This is a genomic window from Caballeronia sp. ATUFL_F1_KS39 (genome assembly GCF_023630985.1).
GTDB lineage: Bacteria > Pseudomonadota > Gammaproteobacteria > Burkholderiales > Burkholderiaceae > Caballeronia > Caballeronia zhejiangensis.
Genome location: NZ_JALQDZ010000039.1, coordinates 62,991 through 81,554, shown reverse-complemented (window position 1 = coordinate 81,554; position 18,564 = coordinate 62,991). Strand labels below are relative to the sequence as shown.

The window sequence follows — 18,564 nt, the reverse complement described above, 5'->3', positions numbered from 1 at the left end:
GCGCGAGCCGGCCGCCGCGCTCACTTTACGCCGCGAGACCCGCGGCCGTCTTTTGGAACGGAACGAAACCCTTCAGCGCTTCGACGCGCTTCAGCCACGCGTTCACGTTCGCGTAGGCGGAAAGGTCGACGTTGCCTTCGGGCGCACTCGAGATATAGCTGTAGAGCGCGACATCCGCGATGGTCGGGTGCGCGGCGGCGGTCTCGTCGATATCGGCGATCCAATCTCGATTCGCCAGTTCCGCGTCGAGCACCTTGAGGACGTTGTGCGCGCGGGCGATGACTTCGTTCGCGTCGAACTTCGCGCCGAACACGGTGATGAGACGCGCGGCGGCGGGACCGAACGCGATCTGCCCGGCCGCGACGGAGAGCCAGCGCTGCACGGCGGCGGCTTCGGCGGGCGTTTCGGGCAGCCACTTCGTGTTGCCGGCTTTTTTCGCGAGATAGACGAGGATTGCGTTCGAATCGGCGATAACCGTGTCGCCATCGACGAGCACGGGAATCTGGCCGAAGCGGTTCAGCTTCAGATAGTCGGGCGTCTTGTGCGCGGCGGCGGCGAGATCGACGAACGCTTCTTCGTGTTCGACGCCCAGCAGATTCAGGAAGAGACGCGCGCGGTGCGAGTGCCCGGACAGCGGATGGTGATAGATCTTCACGGCAGATTCCCTGATTCGGTTGATGGCCGGGAGACGTCCCGTCCTGTGAATCGAGTATCGGTTCTTGCCGCGATGAGGAGAATCCCGTCGATTTTCAAATCACCATTCTCGAAACGAGAATGGTGAGCGCGCTATCGGTGCGCGGACCCACGTCATTTATTCGCCGCGCGGCACGTTCGCCTTGTTGCCGGCGAGCGGCGAACCGTATCCGCCGCTGTTGGCGTTGTTCGGCAGGCCGTTGACGAGCTGCGCGCGCGGATCGCTCGGATTGAGATTGAGCTCGCCGGCCTGCGCGTTGCCGTGCGTCGGGTATTGACTGCCGAGCGGCGCGTTCGGCATGAGCTTGGTGCTGTTTTGCGGCGCGTACATGTCGGTTTCGGCGCTCGGATGAAGCTGCGCGAACGCCGATGTGACGGCGAATGCCGATATGACTACGACTGAAGCGCGGATCGCGTTCATGGCGGACTCCAATGCAGAGCGTGATTCAGTGTAGTCCGCGCGCCGGTGCATTGGCCGATCACCCTTCTTACAACCAGACCAGCGTTTGTTCCGGCGCGCTCGCTCCCGTATTGCCTCACCATTGAACCGATCGCAGCCGAATTTGAATCCCGGAGGCGCTCACCTTATTCGCGGCGAACGGCTTATCGACGGCACGCGTCTTGCATAATGCAACGTTGCTCCGGCCTGCGCACTGGCCGTTCCACGCCGACCACACACTAAAAGCGAGCCGTTTCCATGCCGCAAGCACCCGGGCCGCGCCGGCCACCCGCGAAGATCCTGCCGCCGGAAGCGCCCGGCGTGCGCGCGCTGGCGTCGCTCGTGACAGGCGTCATCGTCATTTGCGCGCTGTACTTCGGCCGCGCGGTGATGATCCCGATCATCCTCGCGATTCTGCTGAGCTTTCTGCTCGCGCCGTTCGTCGATTTCCTGCGGCGGCTGCGCTTCGGGCAAGTGCCTTCTGTGATCGTCGCCGTAGTGGTCGCGCTGTCGGTGCTGACGGCGGTCGGCGCGCTGATCGGCGCTCAGGTCGCGCAGCTCGCGGGCGATCTGCCGAAGTATCAGGTCGCCGTCGAGCGCAAGATCGATTCCGTGCAGAAGGTGACTGTCGGCCGCGCCGATGAGTTTCTCGGCCGCGCATCGCGCGCGCTGAAGCGGATTTCGCCCGCGCGCGAGCAGGAGCCGAAGAACGAGGACAATCCGGCCGCTTCGCCGATCGACCAGCCGATGCCCGTCGAAGTGCACGAGCCCACGCCGACGCCGCTGGAACTCGCGCAGCGCTTTCTGTCGCCGATCATCAGTCCGCTGGAAACCACCGGCATCGTGCTCGTGGTCGCGGTGTTCATCCTGCTTCAGCGCGAAGATCTGCGCGACCGGCTGATACGGCTTTTCGGCTCGCGCGACCTGCATCGGGCGACCACCGCGATGGACGAAGCCGCGCGGCGCCTGTCGCGCTACTTCCTCGCGCAGCTCGGCATCAACGTGGGCGTGGGCATCGTCATTTCGATCGGGCTCGCGATCATCGGCGTGCCGGGCGCGCTGCTCTTCGGCGTGATGACCGCGCTTCTGCGCTTCGTACCGTATGTTGGAACGTGGATCGCGGCGATCGTCGCGGTCGTGTTCGCGGCGGCCGTCGGTCCCGGCTGGGCGATGCTCGTGTGGACCATCGTGCTCTTCGGCGTGACGGACATCGTCGCGGGTCAAGTCGTCGAGCCGCTGCTGTACGGGCATAGCACGGGCCTGTCGCCGTTCGCGGTGATCGTCGCGGCGATTTTCTGGAGCTGGATCTGGGGGCCGATCGGCCTCGTGCTCTCGACGCCGCTCACGCTCTGCCTCGTGATTCTCGGCCGCCATGTCGATCGCCTCGAATTTCTCGACGTGCTGTTCGGCGACCGGCCCGCGCTCACGCCCGCCGAGAACTTCTATCAGCGCCTGCTCGCGAACGATCCCGACGAGGCGCTCGTGCAGGCCGAGACGTTGCTCAAGGAACGCTCTCTGATCGCGTACTACGACGATGTCGCGCTCGAAGGCTTGCGCTACGCGCATAACGACGTGTTGCGCGGCGTCGTCACGGCGGATCAGTTGCGGCGCATCAACGAGTCGGCGCTCGACATCATCGAAGGGCTGGAGGATGCGGAGGACACGGCCGTCACCGTCGCGCCGAAAGAGGACTTGCCCGCGAGTTTCGAATCGCCCGACGACGGGCCGCGCATCGCGCCCGAGACGCCGCCCGCGCGCTTCGATGCGCAGAAGGAAGGCCACACGGCGTCGGTGCTCTGCATCGCGGGGAGAAGCGAGCTCGACGATCTCGCGGCGACCATCGCCGTGCAGCTGTTTCGCAAGCACGGCCTGTACGCGGACCTCGCGGGCTACGAGCGCTTTTCGCGCGGACGCTTCGGCGAGGTCGATCTCGCCGGCGTGACGATCATCTGCGTCGTGTCGTTCGATGCCGCCGAGTCGCCGCCGTATCTGCGCAACCTGCTGCGGCGTCTGCATCAGCGCGCGCCGTCGGCGGAACTGATCGTCGGCTTGATCTTCCCCGAAAGTTCGCTGCAAGGCGAAGTGCTCGTGCGTACGAGTTCGGCGGCGGTGTCGTTCAGGGAGCTGGTCGAAGCGTGCGTGGCCGCCGCGCGCCGCCAGTCCGCCGACGGCGTGCCGTGGGCGGGCCTCAACGACGCCGGCGATGAAACCGCGCTGAACGGCCCGCGCGAGAACGTGGCGATTTAGCGGTTGCCGTCGAACAGATCGTTGAGCATGGTGTCGAAGGCGGCTTGCGCGTCTTCGAGTTCCTGAAGCGCGGCGTCGAAGGTCTGCAGCGCCATCTGCGAAGGCCGGCCGTCGCCTTCGGGCGGAAACTGCTTTTGCAGCGCCAGGAAAGCGGACTGAACCTGGCGCGTCGCGTTGACGATACGTTCCATCGCTCGCGCTTCTTCCGTGCGATTGTTCTCAGCGGTCATCGGAGACACTCCTCGTGGGCAATGTCCGATAGTACCAAGCGATCCTAAGCCTTCGCCACGGTAAAGAGGCGCACGGCTTCGTCGAGCACGACCGCGCGTTCCGCGAGGCGCTGCGCGGTGGCCGCAGCCTGCTCGACGAGCGCGGCGTTCTGCTGGGTCGAATCGTCGAGATGCGCGACCGCCTGATTCACCTGCGCGATGCCCTCGGCCTGCTCGCCGCTCGCCTTCGCGACTTCCATGATGATCGCCGATACGCGGTTCACCGCTTCGTCGATGGCGCGCATCTGGCTCGTCGTGCGCGCGACGAGGCTCGTGCCTTCCGCGATCTGCGCGACGCTCGTCGCGACGACGCCTTCGATTTCCTTCGCCGATGCCGCGCAGCGCTGCGCCAGATTGCGCACTTCGGTCGCGACGACAGCGAACGAGCGGCCCGCTTCGCCCGCGCGCGCCGCCTCGACGGCCGCGTTGAGCGCGAGGATGTTGGTCTGGAACGCGATGCCGTCGATGACATCGGTGATGTCCGCGATGCGCCGCGACGCCGCCGTGATGCCTGCCATCGTCTGCTCGACCTGGCTCGCGATGCGCCCGCCGTCGTCCGCCGCGGCCTGCGCTTCCTTGACGACTTCCAGCGCGCGCACGGTGGCGTCGGCGTTGCCTTGCACGGTCGTCGTGAGCTGATCCATCGTCGCGGCCGTCTGTTCGAGCGATGCCGCCTGCATCTCCGTGCGGCGCGACAAGTCCGTGTTGCCGCTCGAAATCTCGTTGGCGGCCTCGAGCATGCCGCCGATCTGGCCGCGCACGTCGAAGACGATCGCCGCGAGATTCGCCTTCAACTGCCCGAGCGCGCGCTGCACGTCGCCGAGATCGTCGTGACGCGCATCGGGCATGTCGGCGGTCAGATCGCCCGCGGCCATGCGCGCCGCGAAACCGGACATCGTGCGGACGGGCGCATCGACCTGACGCGAAAGCGCGAGCCAGCCCACGAAGCTCGCAACGGAACTCACGCCGAGCGCGATCCAGAAGGGCAGCGGCGGCGCGCCGCGCCATCCTGCCAGCGCCGCGACCAGCATGCTGACGGGCACGGCGGCGAAAGCCGTGGCGAGACGCGAACTCACCGGCAGGTTCGCGAGCGCCGCGAGCTTGCCCGCGATGCCGTTCTTCACGAGCGCGCCGCGCACGAGGCGTCGCGACGCGTTGCCGGCCTTGATCTGCGCGTAGAGCGCGGTGGCGTCGCGGACTTCATCGCGCGTCGGCTTCACGCGCACGGAGAGATAGCCGACGACCTTGCCGTGGTCCATCACCGGCGTGACGTTCGCGCGCACCCAGTAGTGATCGCCGTTCTTGCGGCGATTCTTGACGAGCGCGGTCCACGAGCGGCCGGCGCGCACGGTCGACCAGAGATCGGCGAACGCTTCGCGCGGCATGTCGGGATGCCGGATGAGGTTGTGCGGCTGGCCGATCAGCTCGTCGCGCGAGAAGCCCGACACCGACACGAAAGCCGGATTGCAGTACTGGATGTTGCCGGAAAGGTCGGTGGCGGAGACGAGCATCGCCGAGGCGGGGAATTCGAACTCTTGCTGGGTTACGGGCTGATTATTGCGCATGGTGTCCTTGATTCTTCTTCGCGTCGCGCGCCGCTTTTCGAAGGCGGCGCGCGTCTCATTACAAGGACATAACGGCGATTGGCCCCACAATCTTTAGGGGAATCCGACTGAAACGCTCAAGTGTGGCGATTTGTCGCCGATAGGGCGCGTTAGTTACTGCGCGCTCCATCCGCCGTCGATTTGCAGCGCCGAGCCGCGCATTTCGCTGGCGGCATCGGAGCAGAGGAACACGGCCATATCGCCGATCTGCTGCGCCGTCACGAATTGCGCGGACGGCTGTTTGTCGCCGAGCAGCTTGGCGCGGGCCGCGTCCGGCGTGAGCGAGTCGCGGGCGGCGAGATCGTCGATCTGTTTCTGCACGAGCGGCGTGAGCACGAAGCCTGGGCAGATTGCGTTGACGGTCACGCCGGTGCGGGCGTTTTCGAGCGCGGCGACTTTGGTCAGGCCGAGAATGCCGTGTTTCGCGGCGACGTACGCCGATTTGCCCGCCGAGCCGACGAGCCCGTGCACCGACGCGATATTGATGACGCGGCCCCAGTTGCGCGCGCGCATTTGCGGCAGCGCGACGCGCATCGTGTGGAACGCCGAGCTGAGGTTAATCGCGATGATCGCGTCCCAGCGATCGACCGGGAATTCGTCGATGGTCGCGACGTGCTGGATGCCGGCGTTGTTGACGAGGACATCGACGGCGCCGAATTGCTCGTTTGCGAAGGCGATCATCGCTTCGATTTCTTCGGGCTTCGTCATGTCGGCGGGATGGTGGACCGCTTTCACGCCGGTGGCTTCGATCTGCTTCAGCGCGCCTTCGATATCGCCGAAACCGTTGAGCACGAGATTCGCGCCTGCCTGTGCGAGTGCCGTCGCGATGCCGAGGCCGATGCCGCTCGTCGAGCCGGTGACCAATGCCGTCTTGCCGGCGAGCGCTTTGTTCAATGCGGTTTGGGTCATATGCGGGTTTTTTCCTTCTTTCCGGAGTTTTGATCGGGTTCTGCGGAGTTTGGTGTGTTGGCTTGCTGTGCGTAAATTAGGGTTTTTTCTTTTTTTTCGCCGGATCCCGTGATCGTGTCGGTCTATTAGCACTGCCCCTGTGCGGGGCGGCACTCACTTTCTTTGCTGCTGCAAAGAAAGTAAGCAAAGAAAGCAGCTACTGATACGCCCGCGGTCACACGCAATTTGGGTAGTCCTCTCGTCCATCGTGGGCTGCCTAAAGAGTGCCCTCAAACACCTAATCGGGCTTGGCTCGCGCACGGTCTGTAACATCGCACCACATAACAAACTGGTTCAGCACGAAATAGCTCCAGCCCGCTTCGCGGCCGACCGGTCAAGCGGGGATGCATGCGCTTCTTCACTAACGCCTCCATCTCACTGCACTTGCCTCACGTTGGTTTCCCTTGCGGACCCGGCGGCAGCGCGTAGCGCTGTGCCGAAGCCATTTCGTGCTGAACCAGCGTTCTCAACGGTTTCGGGCGGCAGACCGTGCGCGAGCCAAGCCCGGTTAGTCCTTCGAGGGCACTCTTTAGGCGAGTGCCGCCTAGGACGAGAGGACTACCCAAATTGCGTGTGACCGCGGGCTTGAAAAGCTGCTTTCTTTGCCTACTTTCTTTGCAGCAGCAAAGAAAGTAGGTGCCGCCCCGCACAGGGGCAACGCTAATAGACCACTAAGAAAACGGGATCCGGCATAAACCGAAAAAAATCAAACAATGCCGGTCGCGTAATAAACCGCGATAACAAAGAACACAGCCAAAGTCTTGATGATGGTCACAGCGAAAATATCGCGATAAGACTCGCGATGCGTGAGCCCGGTCACGGCCAGAAGAGTAATAACAGCACCGTTATGCGGCAGCGTATCCATACCACCGGAGGCCATAGCCACAACGCGATGCAGCACTTCCAAAGGAATATGTGCAGCTTGAGCGCCAGCGATAAACGTATCCGACATGGCAGCAAGCGCGATACTCATCCCGCCGGAAGCAGACCCCGTAATCCCCGCGAGTGACGAAACGGAGATAGCCGCATTGACGAGCGGATTGGGAATGCTCTTGAGCGCATCGCTGACCACGAGAAACCCTGGCAAAGCCGCGATCACACCACCGAAGCCATATTCGGAAGCCGTGTTCATCGCCGCGAGGAGCGCCCCCGCAACGGCCGCCCGCGTCCCCACCGCGAACCGCTCCTTCACGCGCGAAAACGCGGTCAGCAGAACGAGCACGATGCCAAGCAGCAACGCACCTTCCACCGCCCAGATCGCGACGACGGTTTTGACAGCCGTCGTGACAGGCGCATGCACGCCCGGCAGCACTTCCGGCGGCACGGTATAGCTCGCGCCATACCACGTCGGAATCCACTTCGTCAGCGCGAAGTTGGCAACGCCGACGAGAATCAGCGGCGCGATCGCGAGCATCGGATTCGGCAGCGACGTCGATTCCACACGCTCCGGCTCATTCACGAGCGACGTGCCGTAGCCTTCGCCCTTGGCCATCGCCGAGCGCCGGCGCCATTCGAGAAACGCCAGGCCGACGACGATAATGAACAGCGAACCGATCACGCCGAGCCACGGCGCGGCCCAGCCAGTCGTCTTGAAGAACGTCGTCGGGATGATGTTCTGAATCTGCGGCGTGCCCGGCAGCGAATCCATCGTGAACGAGAACGCGCCCAGCGCAATCGCGCCCGGCATCAGACGCTTCGGAATATTGCTCTGCCGATACATCTCAGCCGCGAACGGATACACCGCGAACACGACGACGAACAGCGACACGCCGCCATAGGTGAGCAACGCGCACACCGCGACGATCACCGCATTCACGCGCGACTTGCCGATGTATCGAATGGCTGCGGCGACGATCGACTCCGAGAATCCCGACAGCTCGATGACCTTGCCGAACACCGCGCCGAGCAGAAACACAGGAAAGTAGAGCTTCACGAAGCCGACCATCTTCTCCATGAAGATGCCGGAGAAAACGGGCGCGACGGCAGCGGGATCGGTGAGGAGGACGGCCGCGAGCGCGGCGATCGGCGCAAAAAGAATGACGCTGTAGCCGCGATAGGCGGCGAGCATCAGGAACGCCAGGGCGGCGAGCACGATGATGAACGACATTGAGTCTCCGTGATGGTTGTTCTTTGAAACTGTCAGCGCGCCTCTTCTGGAAGCGCTGCCGGCGCATGGATAACGCACCGCGCGTGCAAAATGCACTTTCCGTGCCAGTGTGCTGAAACTCAGGCGCGACAGGCATCAGGGGAAGATGACATCGCAAGGTTTCAGGAAAATGTCTCCGAACGGAGACATCCTCGTCTATCGAAACAGCTGCATACAGCATTGAGAACTAGTGCAGATGCGGATAGCGGGCGCGTCTCCGGATTGAGATAGTCGTCTCGATATGGAGAAAACGGAGACTTTGGGCGCCATGCGCAACGACTGGATCAACGTGCCGGCGGACTACAGCGACGTGATGCGCCGCGCGATGGAGTCGCTTTTCAAGACCTTCGAGAATCTGAGCGAAGGCACCTTCATCGTCGACGCGGACGCGCGCGTCGTGTGGATCAACAAGCGCTACGCGGCGCGCTTCGGCTTCGACGATCCGCTCGACGCGATCGGACTCGACTGCGAAGCGGTGATTCCGAACAGCCTGATGCGCGAGGTCGTCGCGACCGGCAAGCCGATTCTGCTCGACGTGCTGGAAACGGATCGCGAGCCGCTCGTCGTCACGCGTCTGCCGCTAAAGGACGACTCGGGCGCGACGGTCGGCGCGATCGGCTTCGCGCTCTTCGACGAGATGAAGGCGCTCACGCCGCTGTTCGCGCATTACTCGCGCGTGCAGCAGGAACTGATCGCGACGCGCCAGTCGCTCGCGCAGGCGAGGCGCGCGAAGTATACGTTTTCGAGCTTCGTCGGCACGAGCCCGGTCAGTCTCGAAGTGAAACGTCAGGCGCGGCGCGCGGCGCTCGTCGATTCGCCCGTGCTTCTGCTCGGCGAAACCGGCACCGGCAAGGAACTGCTCGCGCATTCGATCCACGGCGCGTCGACGCGCGCGGGTAAGCCGCTCGTGACCGTCAACGTCGCGGCGATCCCCGACACGCTGCTCGAAGTCGAGTTCTTCGGCGCGGCGGCGGGCGCGTACACGGGCGCGGAGCGGAAAGGGCGCGTCGGCAAGTTCGAACTCGCCGATGGCGGCACGCTTTTCCTCGACGAAATCGGCGATATGCCGCTGCCGCTTCAGGGCAAGCTGCTGCGCGTGCTGCAGGACAAGGAGTTCGAGCCGCTCGGCTCGAATCGCATCGTGCGCGCGGATGTCCGCATCATCGCGGCGACCTCCGCCGATCTGCCCGCGCTCGTCGCGGCGGGACGCTTTCGCGCGGACCTGTTCTATCGGCTGAACGTGCTGACGATCCACGCGCCGCCGTTGCGCGACCGGCTCGCCGATATCGAAGCGCTCGCTTACGCGATCCTCGAAGACCTGTCCGCCGATACGCGGCCGGGGCACGTCGGCCATTTCGTGCTGCATAAAGATGGCCTCCAACTGCTCGAGGCGTATTCCTGGCCCGGCAATGTCCGCGAACTGCGCAACACGCTCGAACGCGCGTTGATGCTGTCCGAAACCGAGCACATCGACGCCCGCGCGCTCTCCGCGTTCATCGATGCGGGGCGAGTGGCGATCGCGGCGCAGGCCGAACCCGTCGCCCAGGAAGGCGACGAGCCGCCGAACGTGTCGTACGCCGACGCGATGGCCGATTTCGAGCGGCGCTTTCTCTCGGATGCGTTGCGCGCGAGCGGCGGTCGGGTCGCGGATGCGGCGGAGAAAATCGGCATCGGACGGGCGACGTTGTACAAGAAGATCGCGGCGCTCGGCATCGCCGTCTGACGCACTTTTGCGAACAGGCGAATTGTCGCGAAAGCTTCGCGTGGCATACTCCCGAAATCGAAAAATAACGACCAAGAATCAAAGGGGTAGCGGATGAAAAGCGCGACGGAACTCGGCAGAAAACTCGGCCTTTCGATCATGCTGGCGGGCAGCGCGTGGGCGCTCGCCGGATGCAGCAGCGCGCCGCCGCTTTTCTCCGCCGACGGACGTCCGACGCAACAGATTCAATGCCCCGCCTACGGCGGATGGCGCAATTGCACGGACAACGCGAAGGCGCTCTGTCCGAACGGCTACGACGTGCTTGGCCAGTCGACCGAGAACAATCAGAACTCGCTGCTCGTCGCTTGCAAGGCAAGCTGAAAAGTCAGCCTTGCTGCGTTTCGCGCAGCATCGTGACGTCGTAACCGAGCGCGCGCGTGCGCTCGATCAGCGTGCGACGCAACTCCGCCGAAGGCTTCGCCTCGCGCGTCAAAATCCACAGATAACGCCCGGTCGGTTCGCCGACGATGGACCACGTGTAATCGTCGGCGTGATCCAGAATCCAGTAGTCGCCGACATAGAACGGACCGAAGAACGACACCTTCAGCTTCGTCCCATTCGATCCGGGGACGATCTTCGCGCGTCCTTCGGCCGACCGGTACGGACCGCTCAGCCCGCCTTGCCTGCACGCGTTGACGACGGATACGAGCCCGTCCTCGCGACGCGCGTAGTTCGCCGTGACGGCTTCGCAATTGCGCTCGAAGCGATTTTCGTAACGCGCGAACTCGTGCCAGTGACCGAGATAGCGATCGATGTCGACGGCCTTCGACGGTTCGGGCACGTTGTCGTTGCCGCTTGGGCGCGCCCCGTTCGACGCGCATGCAGCCAGCGTCGCGACGCCGCCGATCAGAGCCAGCGCCGCAGCGCCGTATGCCCAAGGTCTTTTGATGGTCATGTTGCCGGGGTGGGTGAGAAGTACGAGGGCTGACAGAGCAGCAAGTGCCGTTCCGTCCGCCGAGTGGCTCCCGAATTTCCTCACCTCAAGGCGTATCCATGACGCGGGTAAATAACCGCGGGAAGCGCAAGTAGCTGTGCCGACTGGGTTTTATTCCTGGGCCGCGGCCTGGCGACAAGGCCTTTTCCTGACTCCCGAATCTGCTCACCTTTAGCGGAGCGCGTCGCGTAGCCGAAGCCGGCGCGTTTCGAAACGATGACCGGGCGGCTCGAAGTACATGCCGCGCCGCATCGTGGTCAGGCAAGTCGAATGCGTTAAAGAACAACGGCTTGGGTGGTCCACTTAAGAATGTGACTGAGCTGCCGAAATTGCTTCGCGATCCCGATGATCCGGCTATAAGTGAGGCGCGGCTGTATCGGCTGGCTCACCGTGGGGAGGCTCCCGAAACGTCTCACCTTTTTCCCTCGGAGCTCACCATCATGCTGCCGGTCTTCGGTCTCATCATCGCGGGCTACGCGTACTGAACGCGGCTTTGCTCTGACCGCGAAAAAAAGCCCGGCGCGGGGGCACCGGGCGAACCACCTTCATTCCGACGGTGGAGGAGGGCCAGTTCAGACTGCTTCCTCTGATTATCGAAATCGCTGCTGTTCAGTGCGCGCTGGAGCCGTCGCGCACGCCGGCCTGAAGCTGTGCGTGCCGTTCCTGATAAGGACGCAATTGCGGATAGCTCAGCGCGTTGACCGCATCCAGATCGCCCGCGCGACGCGCGCTCTGTAGCTCCGCTTTCACTTCGGCGCGGGTCTTGCCCACAGGCGTCGATTGCGCAAAAGCGGGCGCGGTGGCGAGAAGCGCCGACAAAACGAGACCGCCGATCAATGAGCTTTTCATTTGAATCTCCTGGATGCGTGTGCGTCGGGGCCGACGCTTGAGAGGCAGTCTAGGAGGATTCCTATTGGACAAAAATACTGATTGAGCCAACACATTGTTGTTCAGAGTGGATGAATGCGGGCCCGCGATGGCAAGTAATCGCTCACTTAATGCGGAGATTTTTACGCGATCAGCAAGGATGCGTTCCGATTCGTACGACCTTTTTGCGCGACTTGGGGCGCTTTGTTTCGTGGTTGAATCAGAAAATTATCGGAATGAAAGTTACTCTCGACTTATCCACAGAAACTGTGGATAACCATGGGGATAGCTCACTGTGAACCGCGTAGTGGCGCGGCGCGAGGTACATTGCTCGATTCATCGCAAAAATAGTCCCGATTGACTGCGCGCATGAAGACGGCCGACCCGCGATGCGCCTATCATGTGCACGCGCGTCGTCGCGAGGACGGCGTTGTCCGGAACGCTTCATCCGCCTTTTCATACCTTTGACGGGGAAGATCTCATGGCCTTAAAGATCGCGGTGGTCGTCGGCAGTCTGCGACAGGGTTCGTTCAACAAGCAGCTCGCGCATGCGCTGGTGTCGCTCGCGCCGGGCGATTTCTCGTTCGAGTTTCTCGACATCGGCAGCCTGCCGTTGTACAGCCAGGACTACGACAGCGACTTTCCCGAAGCCGCGCGCACGTTCAAGCAGAAGATCGCCGAAGCAAACGGCCTCTTGATCGTCACGCCGGAATACAACCGCTCGATTCCCGGTGTGCTGAAGAACGCGCTCGACTGGGGCTCGCGTCCGTGGGGACAAAGCGCGTGGGGCGGCAAGCCGGGCGCGATCATCGGGACGTCGGTCGGGGCGATCGGCACGGCGATCGCGCAGTCGCATCTGCGCGGCGTGTGCGCGTACCTCGACATCGTGCTGATGAATCAGCCGGAGATGTACATCAAGCACGACGAAAAGCGCATCGACGAAAACGGCAATATCGTGAGCGAAGACACGCGCAAATATCTGCAGACGTTCATGGACAAGTACGTCGCATGGGTGCGGGATCGGGCGGCCTGAGCGCTCACCGTTCACACGAAAAAACGGCCCGCGCAAGCGGGCCGTTGTCGTGAGCGGCTCGGAACTCAGACGTGATGATGTCCCGTCACACGATCCCAGCCGTGACGAATCGCCGCCTTGAAGCGTTCCCACGTATCGCCTTCGGGGTGCTTGCTCTCCCAGTCGCGGCGCGTTTCGTATTCCATCTGATCGTCCCAGGTGCGGCTGCGGAATCGATCGTCGTTGCCGAGCGTCGCGCCGTAGCGATACGCGCCCTGATAGTCCTCGTAAGGCTCGCCCGTCGCCGAATACTTCGATGCGTAATCGGCGCGGAAGTCGTCTTCGTACTCCATGAATTCATTGGGCACGTTTTGCGGATTTCCGATGGGTCCGACCGGACCGCCCGCCTGCGTTCCCGCCGAAGCGACAACCGGATCGGGCGACGATCCCGCCGCGCGCGCCGCGCCCGCCTGAGACGGCGTCGCGGGTTCGTCGAGCGGGCTCAGCGGTTCGACGGAGCGCCATTCGGACGCCGTGTCGGTACGCACGCCGGGCAACGGAGCGCGCTCGGGCGGCACCGCGCCGGTCGTGCGCAGCGGATCGCGGCCCGCGATGGCGTCGCGCTCCGATAGCGAATCGCCCGCGAGTTCGGTGCGCGCCGCGAGCGGATCGGCGGGCGTCCCGGCGAGCGGATCGGCGCCGGTCGTCGCGTGCGGATCCCGGCCCGTGACCGGGTCGCGACCGGCGAGCGGATCGCGGGCGGTGCGTTCGGCGTCGCTCGTCATCGACTGGGATTGGGACTGCGATTGCGACATGCCGCCGCGCGGCATCAGCGGATCGTCGGCGGGATCGCTGACGTAATCGCGCGGCGTCAGCGCGGCCGGATCGCCGACATCGGCGTGCGGATAAGCCCGCGCACGCGACGGCGTCTGGTCGGGATCGTTCACCGGCTCGCGTCCCGGCACCGCGCTGCCGCGTCCGAGGCCCAGTTCGTCGAGCACCGAATGATCGCGGTCATCGGCGGCCGCCGCGGACGTGCCGTGTTCGAGCGTCGTCCAGCTTGCCGCGCGTTCATCGATATCGATCGCGCCCTGATCGGACAGCGTCGCGCGCGCGATGTCGGCCTGCTCGACGCTCGGCGTTTCGACGGCGACGAGGATCGCACCGCGCCGCACGGCCTCGGAATAGTGCGCGACTTCCGGCGGCTGATCGCGTCCGCCGAAGAGCATGCTGAAGAAGCGCTCGATGTTGGCGAGCACGCCCGGCTCCTGATGCGTGACGGCATCGGGCATGTCGGACGGCGCGGCTGCATCGTCGCGCTTGGGATTGGCCTGCAGTTCGATATCCGCGCGCAGGAAGCCGGCGGCGATCAGGGCCGAGCGCGCGTCCTCGGCCTGTGCATAGGTGTCGAAAACTCCGATGACGGTGTGTCGCATGTACGCCTCCTGCGGATGGGCGAATTCCGAAAATCGGCGACGTCGGTCGCCGCGCATGTCGGCATTCACGCAACTCGCGTGCCGGATGCGCGTGAACCGGCGCGAGCGGCACGGCGCGGGAAAAGGAGCCGGCGCTTTTACAAACGCGCGTGCAAAAGTCGATTGCAGCGCGGGCGGTTCAGCGATCGACCGAACGCGCCGCGCGCAGATCGGAAGGCGTCGCGCCGTCGCGGATCGCGCGCAGGAGCGCGTCGAGCAGCGCGATGTCGAATGGCTTCGACAGCACGCGCGCGCCGACCTGCCGCGCGCGGTCGAGCTCTTCCGCGTAACCCGTGACGAGGATCACCGGAATGCGCGGGTGAAAGCGCTGCATCATTTCGGCGAGATCGATGCCGTTCATCTGCCCCGGCATGTGAATGTCGGAGAGCACGACATCGAACGGAAAACCGGCCGATGCGTCGGCGCGCGCGGCTTCGAGCATCGTCGCGGCGGCATCGGCGTTGAAGAGGTAGGTGACGTGGTGGCCCATCATCGTGAGCAGCGCTTCGGTGCCGGCGGCGACTTCCTCGTTGTCCTCGACGAGCAGCACGCGCAAGCCGTCCGCTTCCTGCGACGCCGCTTGTTCGTGCTTCGCGGCCGCGCCGGGCGCCGCCGCCGTCGCGCGCGGCAGGTACAGACGCACGGCGGTGCCCGCGCCGATCGCGCTGTCGATGGTCGCGAGCCCGCCCGCGCGCTCGCAGAACGCGAACACCTGCGGCAGGCCGAGGCCCGTGCCCATGCCTTTCGGCTTGGTCGTGAAAAGCGGTTCGAACGCGCGCCCGAGCACTTCGGCGCTCATGCCGAAGCCGTTGTCTTCGAGCGTGATCTGCACGAATTCGCCGGTGATCGGAAAGCCGTCCTCGTGGCGAAAGCGCACGTTGCCGGCGCGCACGGTGAAGGTGCCGCCGTTGGGCATCGCGTCGCGCGCGTTCACCGCGACGTTGATGAGCGCGAGCTCCAGTTCCGCCGGATCGACGCGGATCGCCCACACCTCCGGCGCGACTTCGACGCTGAGCGCCACCTTCGCGCCGAGCGATGCGCGCAGCAACTCGCGCCCCGCCGGCACCCATTTGCCGATCGCGATGATCTCGCTGCGCAACGGCTGCTTGCGCGCGACGCCGAGCAGTTGCCGCGTGAGCGACTGGCCGCTTTTCAGCGCGCGTTCCATCGCCGTGAGTTCGCGATCGAGGCCGGGCGCGCCGCGCCGCCGCGCGATCTGCACGTTGGTCGAGACGATCATCAGCAGATTGTTGAAGTCGTGCGCGACGCTGCCGACGAGATTGCCGAGCGCCTCCATCTTGCGCGCCTGCCGATACGCCGATTCGATCGAGCGGCGCATCGACGCTTCGGCCTGCCAGCGCTCCCATGCTTCCTCTTCGGTCGCGAGGCGCCGCAACGACTGCGCGATTACGCCCCACAGCACGACGCACGGCGCGAAGATCGAGAGCGCGAGCACGCTCAGATGCTTCCACCATGCCGACCAGATCGTCGCGATCGGATAGCCGCTCGATACATAGGCCGGATACCCGCCGACGCGCCGGAACGCGACGATCTTCAGCTGATCGTCCAGCCCCGAAACCATCCTGACGACGCCGCTTCGGCCGCCCGCGCGGTACGCCTCGCGCAGCGGCGAGCTGGCCGCGAGCGCCATGCGATCGGCCGGGCGCGGCGGATACCACGCGAGCACTTCGCCGTCCGCGCGCGTCAGACCGAGCGACACGCTCGGGTTATCGCCGATCAGCTCGCGATAGAACGCGCTGAAATACGATGGGCGCAGCGCGATCGTCACCATGCCGTCGAACGCGCCCGCCGGCGTGCGCCGCGCGATCGCCGTGTTGAACACCTGCTCGCCGGCGACGCGGCCGACCATCACGCGCGAAATCCGCTGGCTCTGGCCGGCGCGCAGGCCGCCGAAATCGTCGCGCTCGGCAACGGAGATGTCGGGCGTCGGCCAGATGCGGCTCGTCGCGAGCAGCTTGCCGTCGGCGCCGAACACGGATGCCGCCGCAACTTGCTGATAGGAGCCGCTGATCGCCTTGAGGCGCTGATGGATCGTGGCGCTTTCTCGCCGGATCGCGGCGGCGTCGAGGCCGTCGAGCAGATCGACGATGCGCTCGTTGAGCGTCACGTTCAGATCGAAGACTTTCAGCGCGTGTTCTTCCGCGACTCGGGCGTTGCGCGCGACCAGATCGGAGGCGTCGGCGACGCGCGCGTGGTAATCGGTGTATGCGGTGATGGCGACGTACACGCACGGCAGCACGACCGCCGCGACCAGCAACGCGTAGAGCGTGAGCCGCTGCGCGGCGAAGTTGCGCTCGGGCACCACCGGAAAAGGCGGTTCCTCCTGCCACGACTGCGCGGCGGGAACGGCGTCGGACTCCTCACGTTGCAGCGTCATTTTTGGCAGCGAATTGGAAAACTTACTCATGGCCCGTACCTTTCGTACGCGGTAGCGGGCGTGGACGGTGCAACCGCAACTAGGACGCACGAAGCATGCCGGATCGGCGCGACTCAGCCTTCCCGGCCGTCGAACGAAGCTTGCACGCGGCGCGCAGTTAGCGAGATTCTTGGAAGCGCAAACGTACACAAAAGCATGGACTGACAGCGCATCGGAACACATCGAGCAGAATTCACCCGTATCGAACCTTATTTCATCATATTAATTCTCGCTTGGCGCCTCATCGAGTTGCTTTGACATTCTGATAATCAGACAATGCAATCCTCCGATCCGAAACGCCGCTGAGAGCGTCGGCCGGGGAATACAAGCAGCCTCCCGGCGCGCGTCGGGGCGAAGTACCGCTTGCCCGGCAGACGCGGGCAGGCAGCGCGACCGAGCGAGGAGAAAAAGGCCAAGGTCCGGGATCTCCGGATCACGCACGGGGCAGGCAACATGACGCCGATCGAGAGCCAGCATCCATCGCGCACTGGGCGCGCGCTGATTACACAGCGCCCGCCCGCCGCGTGGCGCGCCGACGTCGACAGGCGACGCGCCTGGCTCATCGCCGCCGACCTGCATCACCGACAGCGCCCGCATTCCCGCCGGGCCCAAGGGCTCACGCCGGTTCTTCCGTGAACATCGCTATAAAGATCGCTGCGCGGATGCCGTAATCCATACGAGAGCCCGCCGTGTCCGTCGACACGACCGTTCTCCGCCCGAAAACAGCCTAAAAGATCCTGCCGACCATGCCGTTGCCGATTGTCATTGCCGATGATTCACTGCTCGCGCGCAAGGTGCTGACGCGCGCGCTGCCCCCGGACTGGGACGTCGAGATCTCCTACGCGACCAACGGGCGCGAGGCGCTCGAGCACTATCGGGCCGGCCGCGCCTCGGTGATGTTCCTCGATCTGACGATGCCCGACATGACGGGCTATCAGGTTCTCGACGCCTTGCAGCACGAAGATCTGAATACGTTCGTGATCGTCGTATCCGCCGATGTGCAGCCGATGGCCCAGGAACGCGTACGCGCGCTCGGCGCGATCGCCTTCCTGCCGAAGCCGGTGACGCCCGAAGCGCTGCGCCCCGTATTGAAGGAGTACGGTCTCCATGCTTGAAACCGCCCTCAACGAAGATCAGCGCGACGCGCTGCAGGAAGTGGCCAACATGGCGATGGGCCAGGCCGCGACGCGTCTTTCGAAGCTGCTCGGCACCTTCATCGAGCTGTCGGTGCCGCGCGTGCGCGTCGTGAGCGTGGCGGAGGCATCCGCGGCGCTTTCGGAGATGACCGGCATCACCGATACCGTCACCGCCGTGCGCCAGGGCTTCCGCTCGGACATCAAGGGCGAGGCGATCGTGCTCTGCAAGAGCGGCAGCGTCGATCAGCTGTGCGCGCTCGTCGACGATCCCTACACGAAGTCCACGTACACGACGACGACGCGCACCGAGCTCGTCTTCGATATCGCGACGGTGCTGATGGGCGCGTGCGTGTCGTGCATTCTCGACCGCCTCGGCCGTTCGCCGATTTTTTCGCCGCCCGGCATGCTCGGCTCGGACATCGGGCTCGACGAGGTCTTTCAGCCCGCGATGCTCGCGTGGAAGACGGCGCTCCTGCTCGAAGTGAATTTCGCGCTCGAAGACCACAGTTTTCGCGCGCATCTCGTGATGCTGATGGCCGAGGACGCGATCGCGCATCTGAGCGAAGCGCTCGATGCGCTGCTGTCGAGCCTCTGA

General features: G+C 64.5%; 16 protein-coding genes. 6 read left to right on the top strand and 10 right to left on the bottom strand.

What is annotated here, in order from left to right; translation table 11 throughout:
* Positions 1-25: 25 nt before the first annotated feature.
* Together NCR93_RS19960 and NCR93_RS19955 are read right to left on the bottom strand one after the other, a co-directional pair.
* Complete coding sequence (locus NCR93_RS19960; RefSeq protein ID WP_008354250.1) at positions 26-655, bottom strand: glutathione S-transferase family protein; 630 nt, start codon at positions 653-655, stop codon at positions 26-28.
* Positions 656-811: 156 nt separating this feature from the next.
* Positions 812-1,114, bottom strand: coding sequence for a hypothetical protein (locus NCR93_RS19955; RefSeq protein ID WP_008354251.1), 303 nt, complete (start codon positions 1,112-1,114; stop codon positions 812-814).
* A 276-nt stretch (positions 1,115-1,390) separates the two neighbouring features.
* On the opposite strand from NCR93_RS19955, the gene NCR93_RS19950 reads away from it, so the two are divergent.
* A complete protein-coding gene (locus NCR93_RS19950) occupies positions 1,391-3,379 on the top strand; it encodes an AI-2E family transporter (protein WP_175982345.1) in 1,989 nt (662 codons plus the stop codon).
* Here NCR93_RS19950 and NCR93_RS19945 read toward each other — a convergent pair.
* The 4 genes from NCR93_RS19945 to NCR93_RS19930 form a co-directional block, all read right to left on the bottom strand.
* A complete protein-coding gene (locus NCR93_RS19945) occupies positions 3,376-3,609 on the bottom strand; it encodes a hypothetical protein (RefSeq protein ID WP_008354254.1) in 234 nt (77 codons plus the stop codon). The two genes, NCR93_RS19950 and NCR93_RS19945, sit on opposite strands and share 4 nt — an antisense overlap.
* A 44-nt stretch (positions 3,610-3,653) precedes the next feature.
* Positions 3,654-5,213, bottom strand: coding sequence for a methyl-accepting chemotaxis protein (locus tag NCR93_RS19940; RefSeq protein ID WP_175982344.1), 1,560 nt, complete (start codon positions 5,211-5,213; stop codon positions 3,654-3,656).
* Between the two features lie 153 nt (positions 5,214-5,366).
* Positions 5,367-6,161 carry a 3-hydroxybutyrate dehydrogenase gene (locus NCR93_RS19935; RefSeq protein ID WP_008354256.1) on the bottom strand — a complete coding sequence of 265 codons (795 nt, stop codon included), beginning with the start codon at positions 6,159-6,161 and terminating at the stop codon, positions 5,367-5,369.
* Positions 6,162-6,906: 745 nt separating this feature from the next.
* Positions 6,907-8,307 (bottom strand): GntP family permease, encoded by a 1,401-nt coding sequence (locus tag NCR93_RS19930; RefSeq protein ID WP_008354257.1) that lies wholly within the window; start codon positions 8,305-8,307, stop codon positions 6,907-6,909.
* Between the two features lie 307 nt (positions 8,308-8,614).
* Here NCR93_RS19930 and NCR93_RS19925 point away from each other — a divergent pair, with 307 nt between their 5' ends.
* Together NCR93_RS19925 and NCR93_RS19920 are read left to right on the top strand one after the other, a co-directional pair.
* Positions 8,615-10,069, top strand: coding sequence for a sigma-54 interaction domain-containing protein (locus NCR93_RS19925; RefSeq protein ID WP_008354258.1), 1,455 nt, complete (start codon positions 8,615-8,617; stop codon positions 10,067-10,069).
* 93 nt (positions 10,070-10,162) lie between these two features.
* Complete coding sequence (locus tag NCR93_RS19920; RefSeq protein ID WP_008354259.1) at positions 10,163-10,429, top strand: hypothetical protein; 267 nt, start codon at positions 10,163-10,165, stop codon at positions 10,427-10,429.
* A 4-nt stretch (positions 10,430-10,433) separates the two neighbouring features.
* Here the strand turns inward: NCR93_RS19920 and NCR93_RS19915 are convergent, their stop codons facing one another.
* Both NCR93_RS19915 and NCR93_RS19910 read right to left on the bottom strand, forming a co-directional pair.
* Positions 10,434-11,003, bottom strand: coding sequence for a lipocalin family protein (locus NCR93_RS19915; protein WP_008354260.1), 570 nt, complete (start codon positions 11,001-11,003; stop codon positions 10,434-10,436).
* Between the two features lie 648 nt (positions 11,004-11,651).
* Positions 11,652-11,891, bottom strand: coding sequence for a DUF4148 domain-containing protein (locus NCR93_RS19910; protein ID WP_008354261.1), 240 nt, complete (start codon positions 11,889-11,891; stop codon positions 11,652-11,654).
* 499 nt (positions 11,892-12,390) lie between these two features.
* Between NCR93_RS19910 and NCR93_RS19905 the strand changes: the two genes are divergently transcribed.
* Positions 12,391-12,942, top strand: coding sequence for an NADPH-dependent FMN reductase (locus NCR93_RS19905; protein ID WP_008354262.1), 552 nt, complete (start codon positions 12,391-12,393; stop codon positions 12,940-12,942).
* Between the two features lie 65 nt (positions 12,943-13,007).
* On the opposite strand, the gene NCR93_RS19900 is transcribed toward NCR93_RS19905, so the two are convergent.
* Positions 13,008-14,357 (bottom strand): hypothetical protein, encoded by a 1,350-nt coding sequence (locus NCR93_RS19900; protein ID WP_175982343.1) that lies wholly within the window; start codon positions 14,355-14,357, stop codon positions 13,008-13,010.
* 178 nt (positions 14,358-14,535) lie between these two features.
* The gene (locus NCR93_RS19895; protein ID WP_175982388.1) at positions 14,536-16,794 is read right to left on the bottom strand and encodes a hybrid sensor histidine kinase/response regulator family protein; all 2,259 of its coding nucleotides are present in this window, start codon (positions 16,792-16,794) and stop codon (positions 14,536-14,538) included.
* 785 nt (positions 16,795-17,579) lie between these two features.
* Between NCR93_RS19895 and NCR93_RS19890 the strand changes: the two genes are divergently transcribed.
* Positions 17,580-17,948 carry a response regulator gene (locus tag NCR93_RS19890; RefSeq protein WP_008354266.1) on the top strand — a complete coding sequence of 123 codons (369 nt, stop codon included), beginning with the start codon at positions 17,580-17,582 and terminating at the stop codon, positions 17,946-17,948.
* On the top strand, positions 17,941-18,564 hold the full coding sequence (locus NCR93_RS19885) for a chemotaxis protein CheC (protein ID WP_008354267.1): 624 nt from the start codon (positions 17,941-17,943) through the stop codon (positions 18,562-18,564). Before NCR93_RS19890 ends, NCR93_RS19885 begins: the two co-directional genes overlap by 8 nt.

What these genes read in the sequence shown, in the direction of transcription:
- NCR93_RS19955 (WP_008354251.1), bottom strand. Translation starts at nt 1,114, where the DNA reads ATGAACGCGATCCGCGCTTCAGTCGTAGTCATATCGGCATTCGCCGTC.
- NCR93_RS19950 (WP_175982345.1), top strand. Translation starts at nt 1,391, where the DNA reads ATGCCGCAAGCACCCGGGCCGCGCCGGCCACCCGCGAAGATCCTGCCG.
- NCR93_RS19945 (WP_008354254.1), bottom strand. Translation starts at nt 3,609, where the DNA reads ATGACCGCTGAGAACAATCGCACGGAAGAAGCGCGAGCGATGGAACGT.
- NCR93_RS19940 (WP_175982344.1), bottom strand. Translation starts at nt 5,213, where the DNA reads ATGCGCAATAATCAGCCCGTAACCCAGCAAGAGTTCGAATTCCCCGCC.
- NCR93_RS19935 (WP_008354256.1), bottom strand. Translation starts at nt 6,161, where the DNA reads ATGACCCAAACCGCATTGAACAAAGCGCTCGCCGGCAAGACGGCATTG.
- NCR93_RS19930 (WP_008354257.1), bottom strand. Translation starts at nt 8,307, where the DNA reads ATGTCGTTCATCATCGTGCTCGCCGCCCTGGCGTTCCTGATGCTCGCC.
- NCR93_RS19925 (WP_008354258.1), top strand. Translation starts at nt 8,615, where the DNA reads ATGCGCAACGACTGGATCAACGTGCCGGCGGACTACAGCGACGTGATG.
- NCR93_RS19920 (WP_008354259.1), top strand. Translation starts at nt 10,163, where the DNA reads ATGAAAAGCGCGACGGAACTCGGCAGAAAACTCGGCCTTTCGATCATG.
- NCR93_RS19915 (WP_008354260.1), bottom strand. Translation starts at nt 11,003, where the DNA reads ATGACCATCAAAAGACCTTGGGCATACGGCGCTGCGGCGCTGGCTCTG.
- NCR93_RS19910 (WP_008354261.1), bottom strand. Translation starts at nt 11,891, where the DNA reads ATGAAAAGCTCATTGATCGGCGGTCTCGTTTTGTCGGCGCTTCTCGCC.
- NCR93_RS19905 (WP_008354262.1), top strand. Translation starts at nt 12,391, where the DNA reads ATGGCCTTAAAGATCGCGGTGGTCGTCGGCAGTCTGCGACAGGGTTCG.
- NCR93_RS19900 (WP_175982343.1), bottom strand. Translation starts at nt 14,357, where the DNA reads ATGCGACACACCGTCATCGGAGTTTTCGACACCTATGCACAGGCCGAG.
- NCR93_RS19895 (WP_175982388.1), bottom strand. Translation starts at nt 16,794, where the DNA reads ATGACGCTGCAACGTGAGGAGTCCGACGCCGTTCCCGCCGCGCAGTCG.
- NCR93_RS19890 (WP_008354266.1), top strand. Translation starts at nt 17,580, where the DNA reads ATGCCGTTGCCGATTGTCATTGCCGATGATTCACTGCTCGCGCGCAAG.
- NCR93_RS19885 (WP_008354267.1), top strand. Translation starts at nt 17,941, where the DNA reads ATGCTTGAAACCGCCCTCAACGAAGATCAGCGCGACGCGCTGCAGGAA.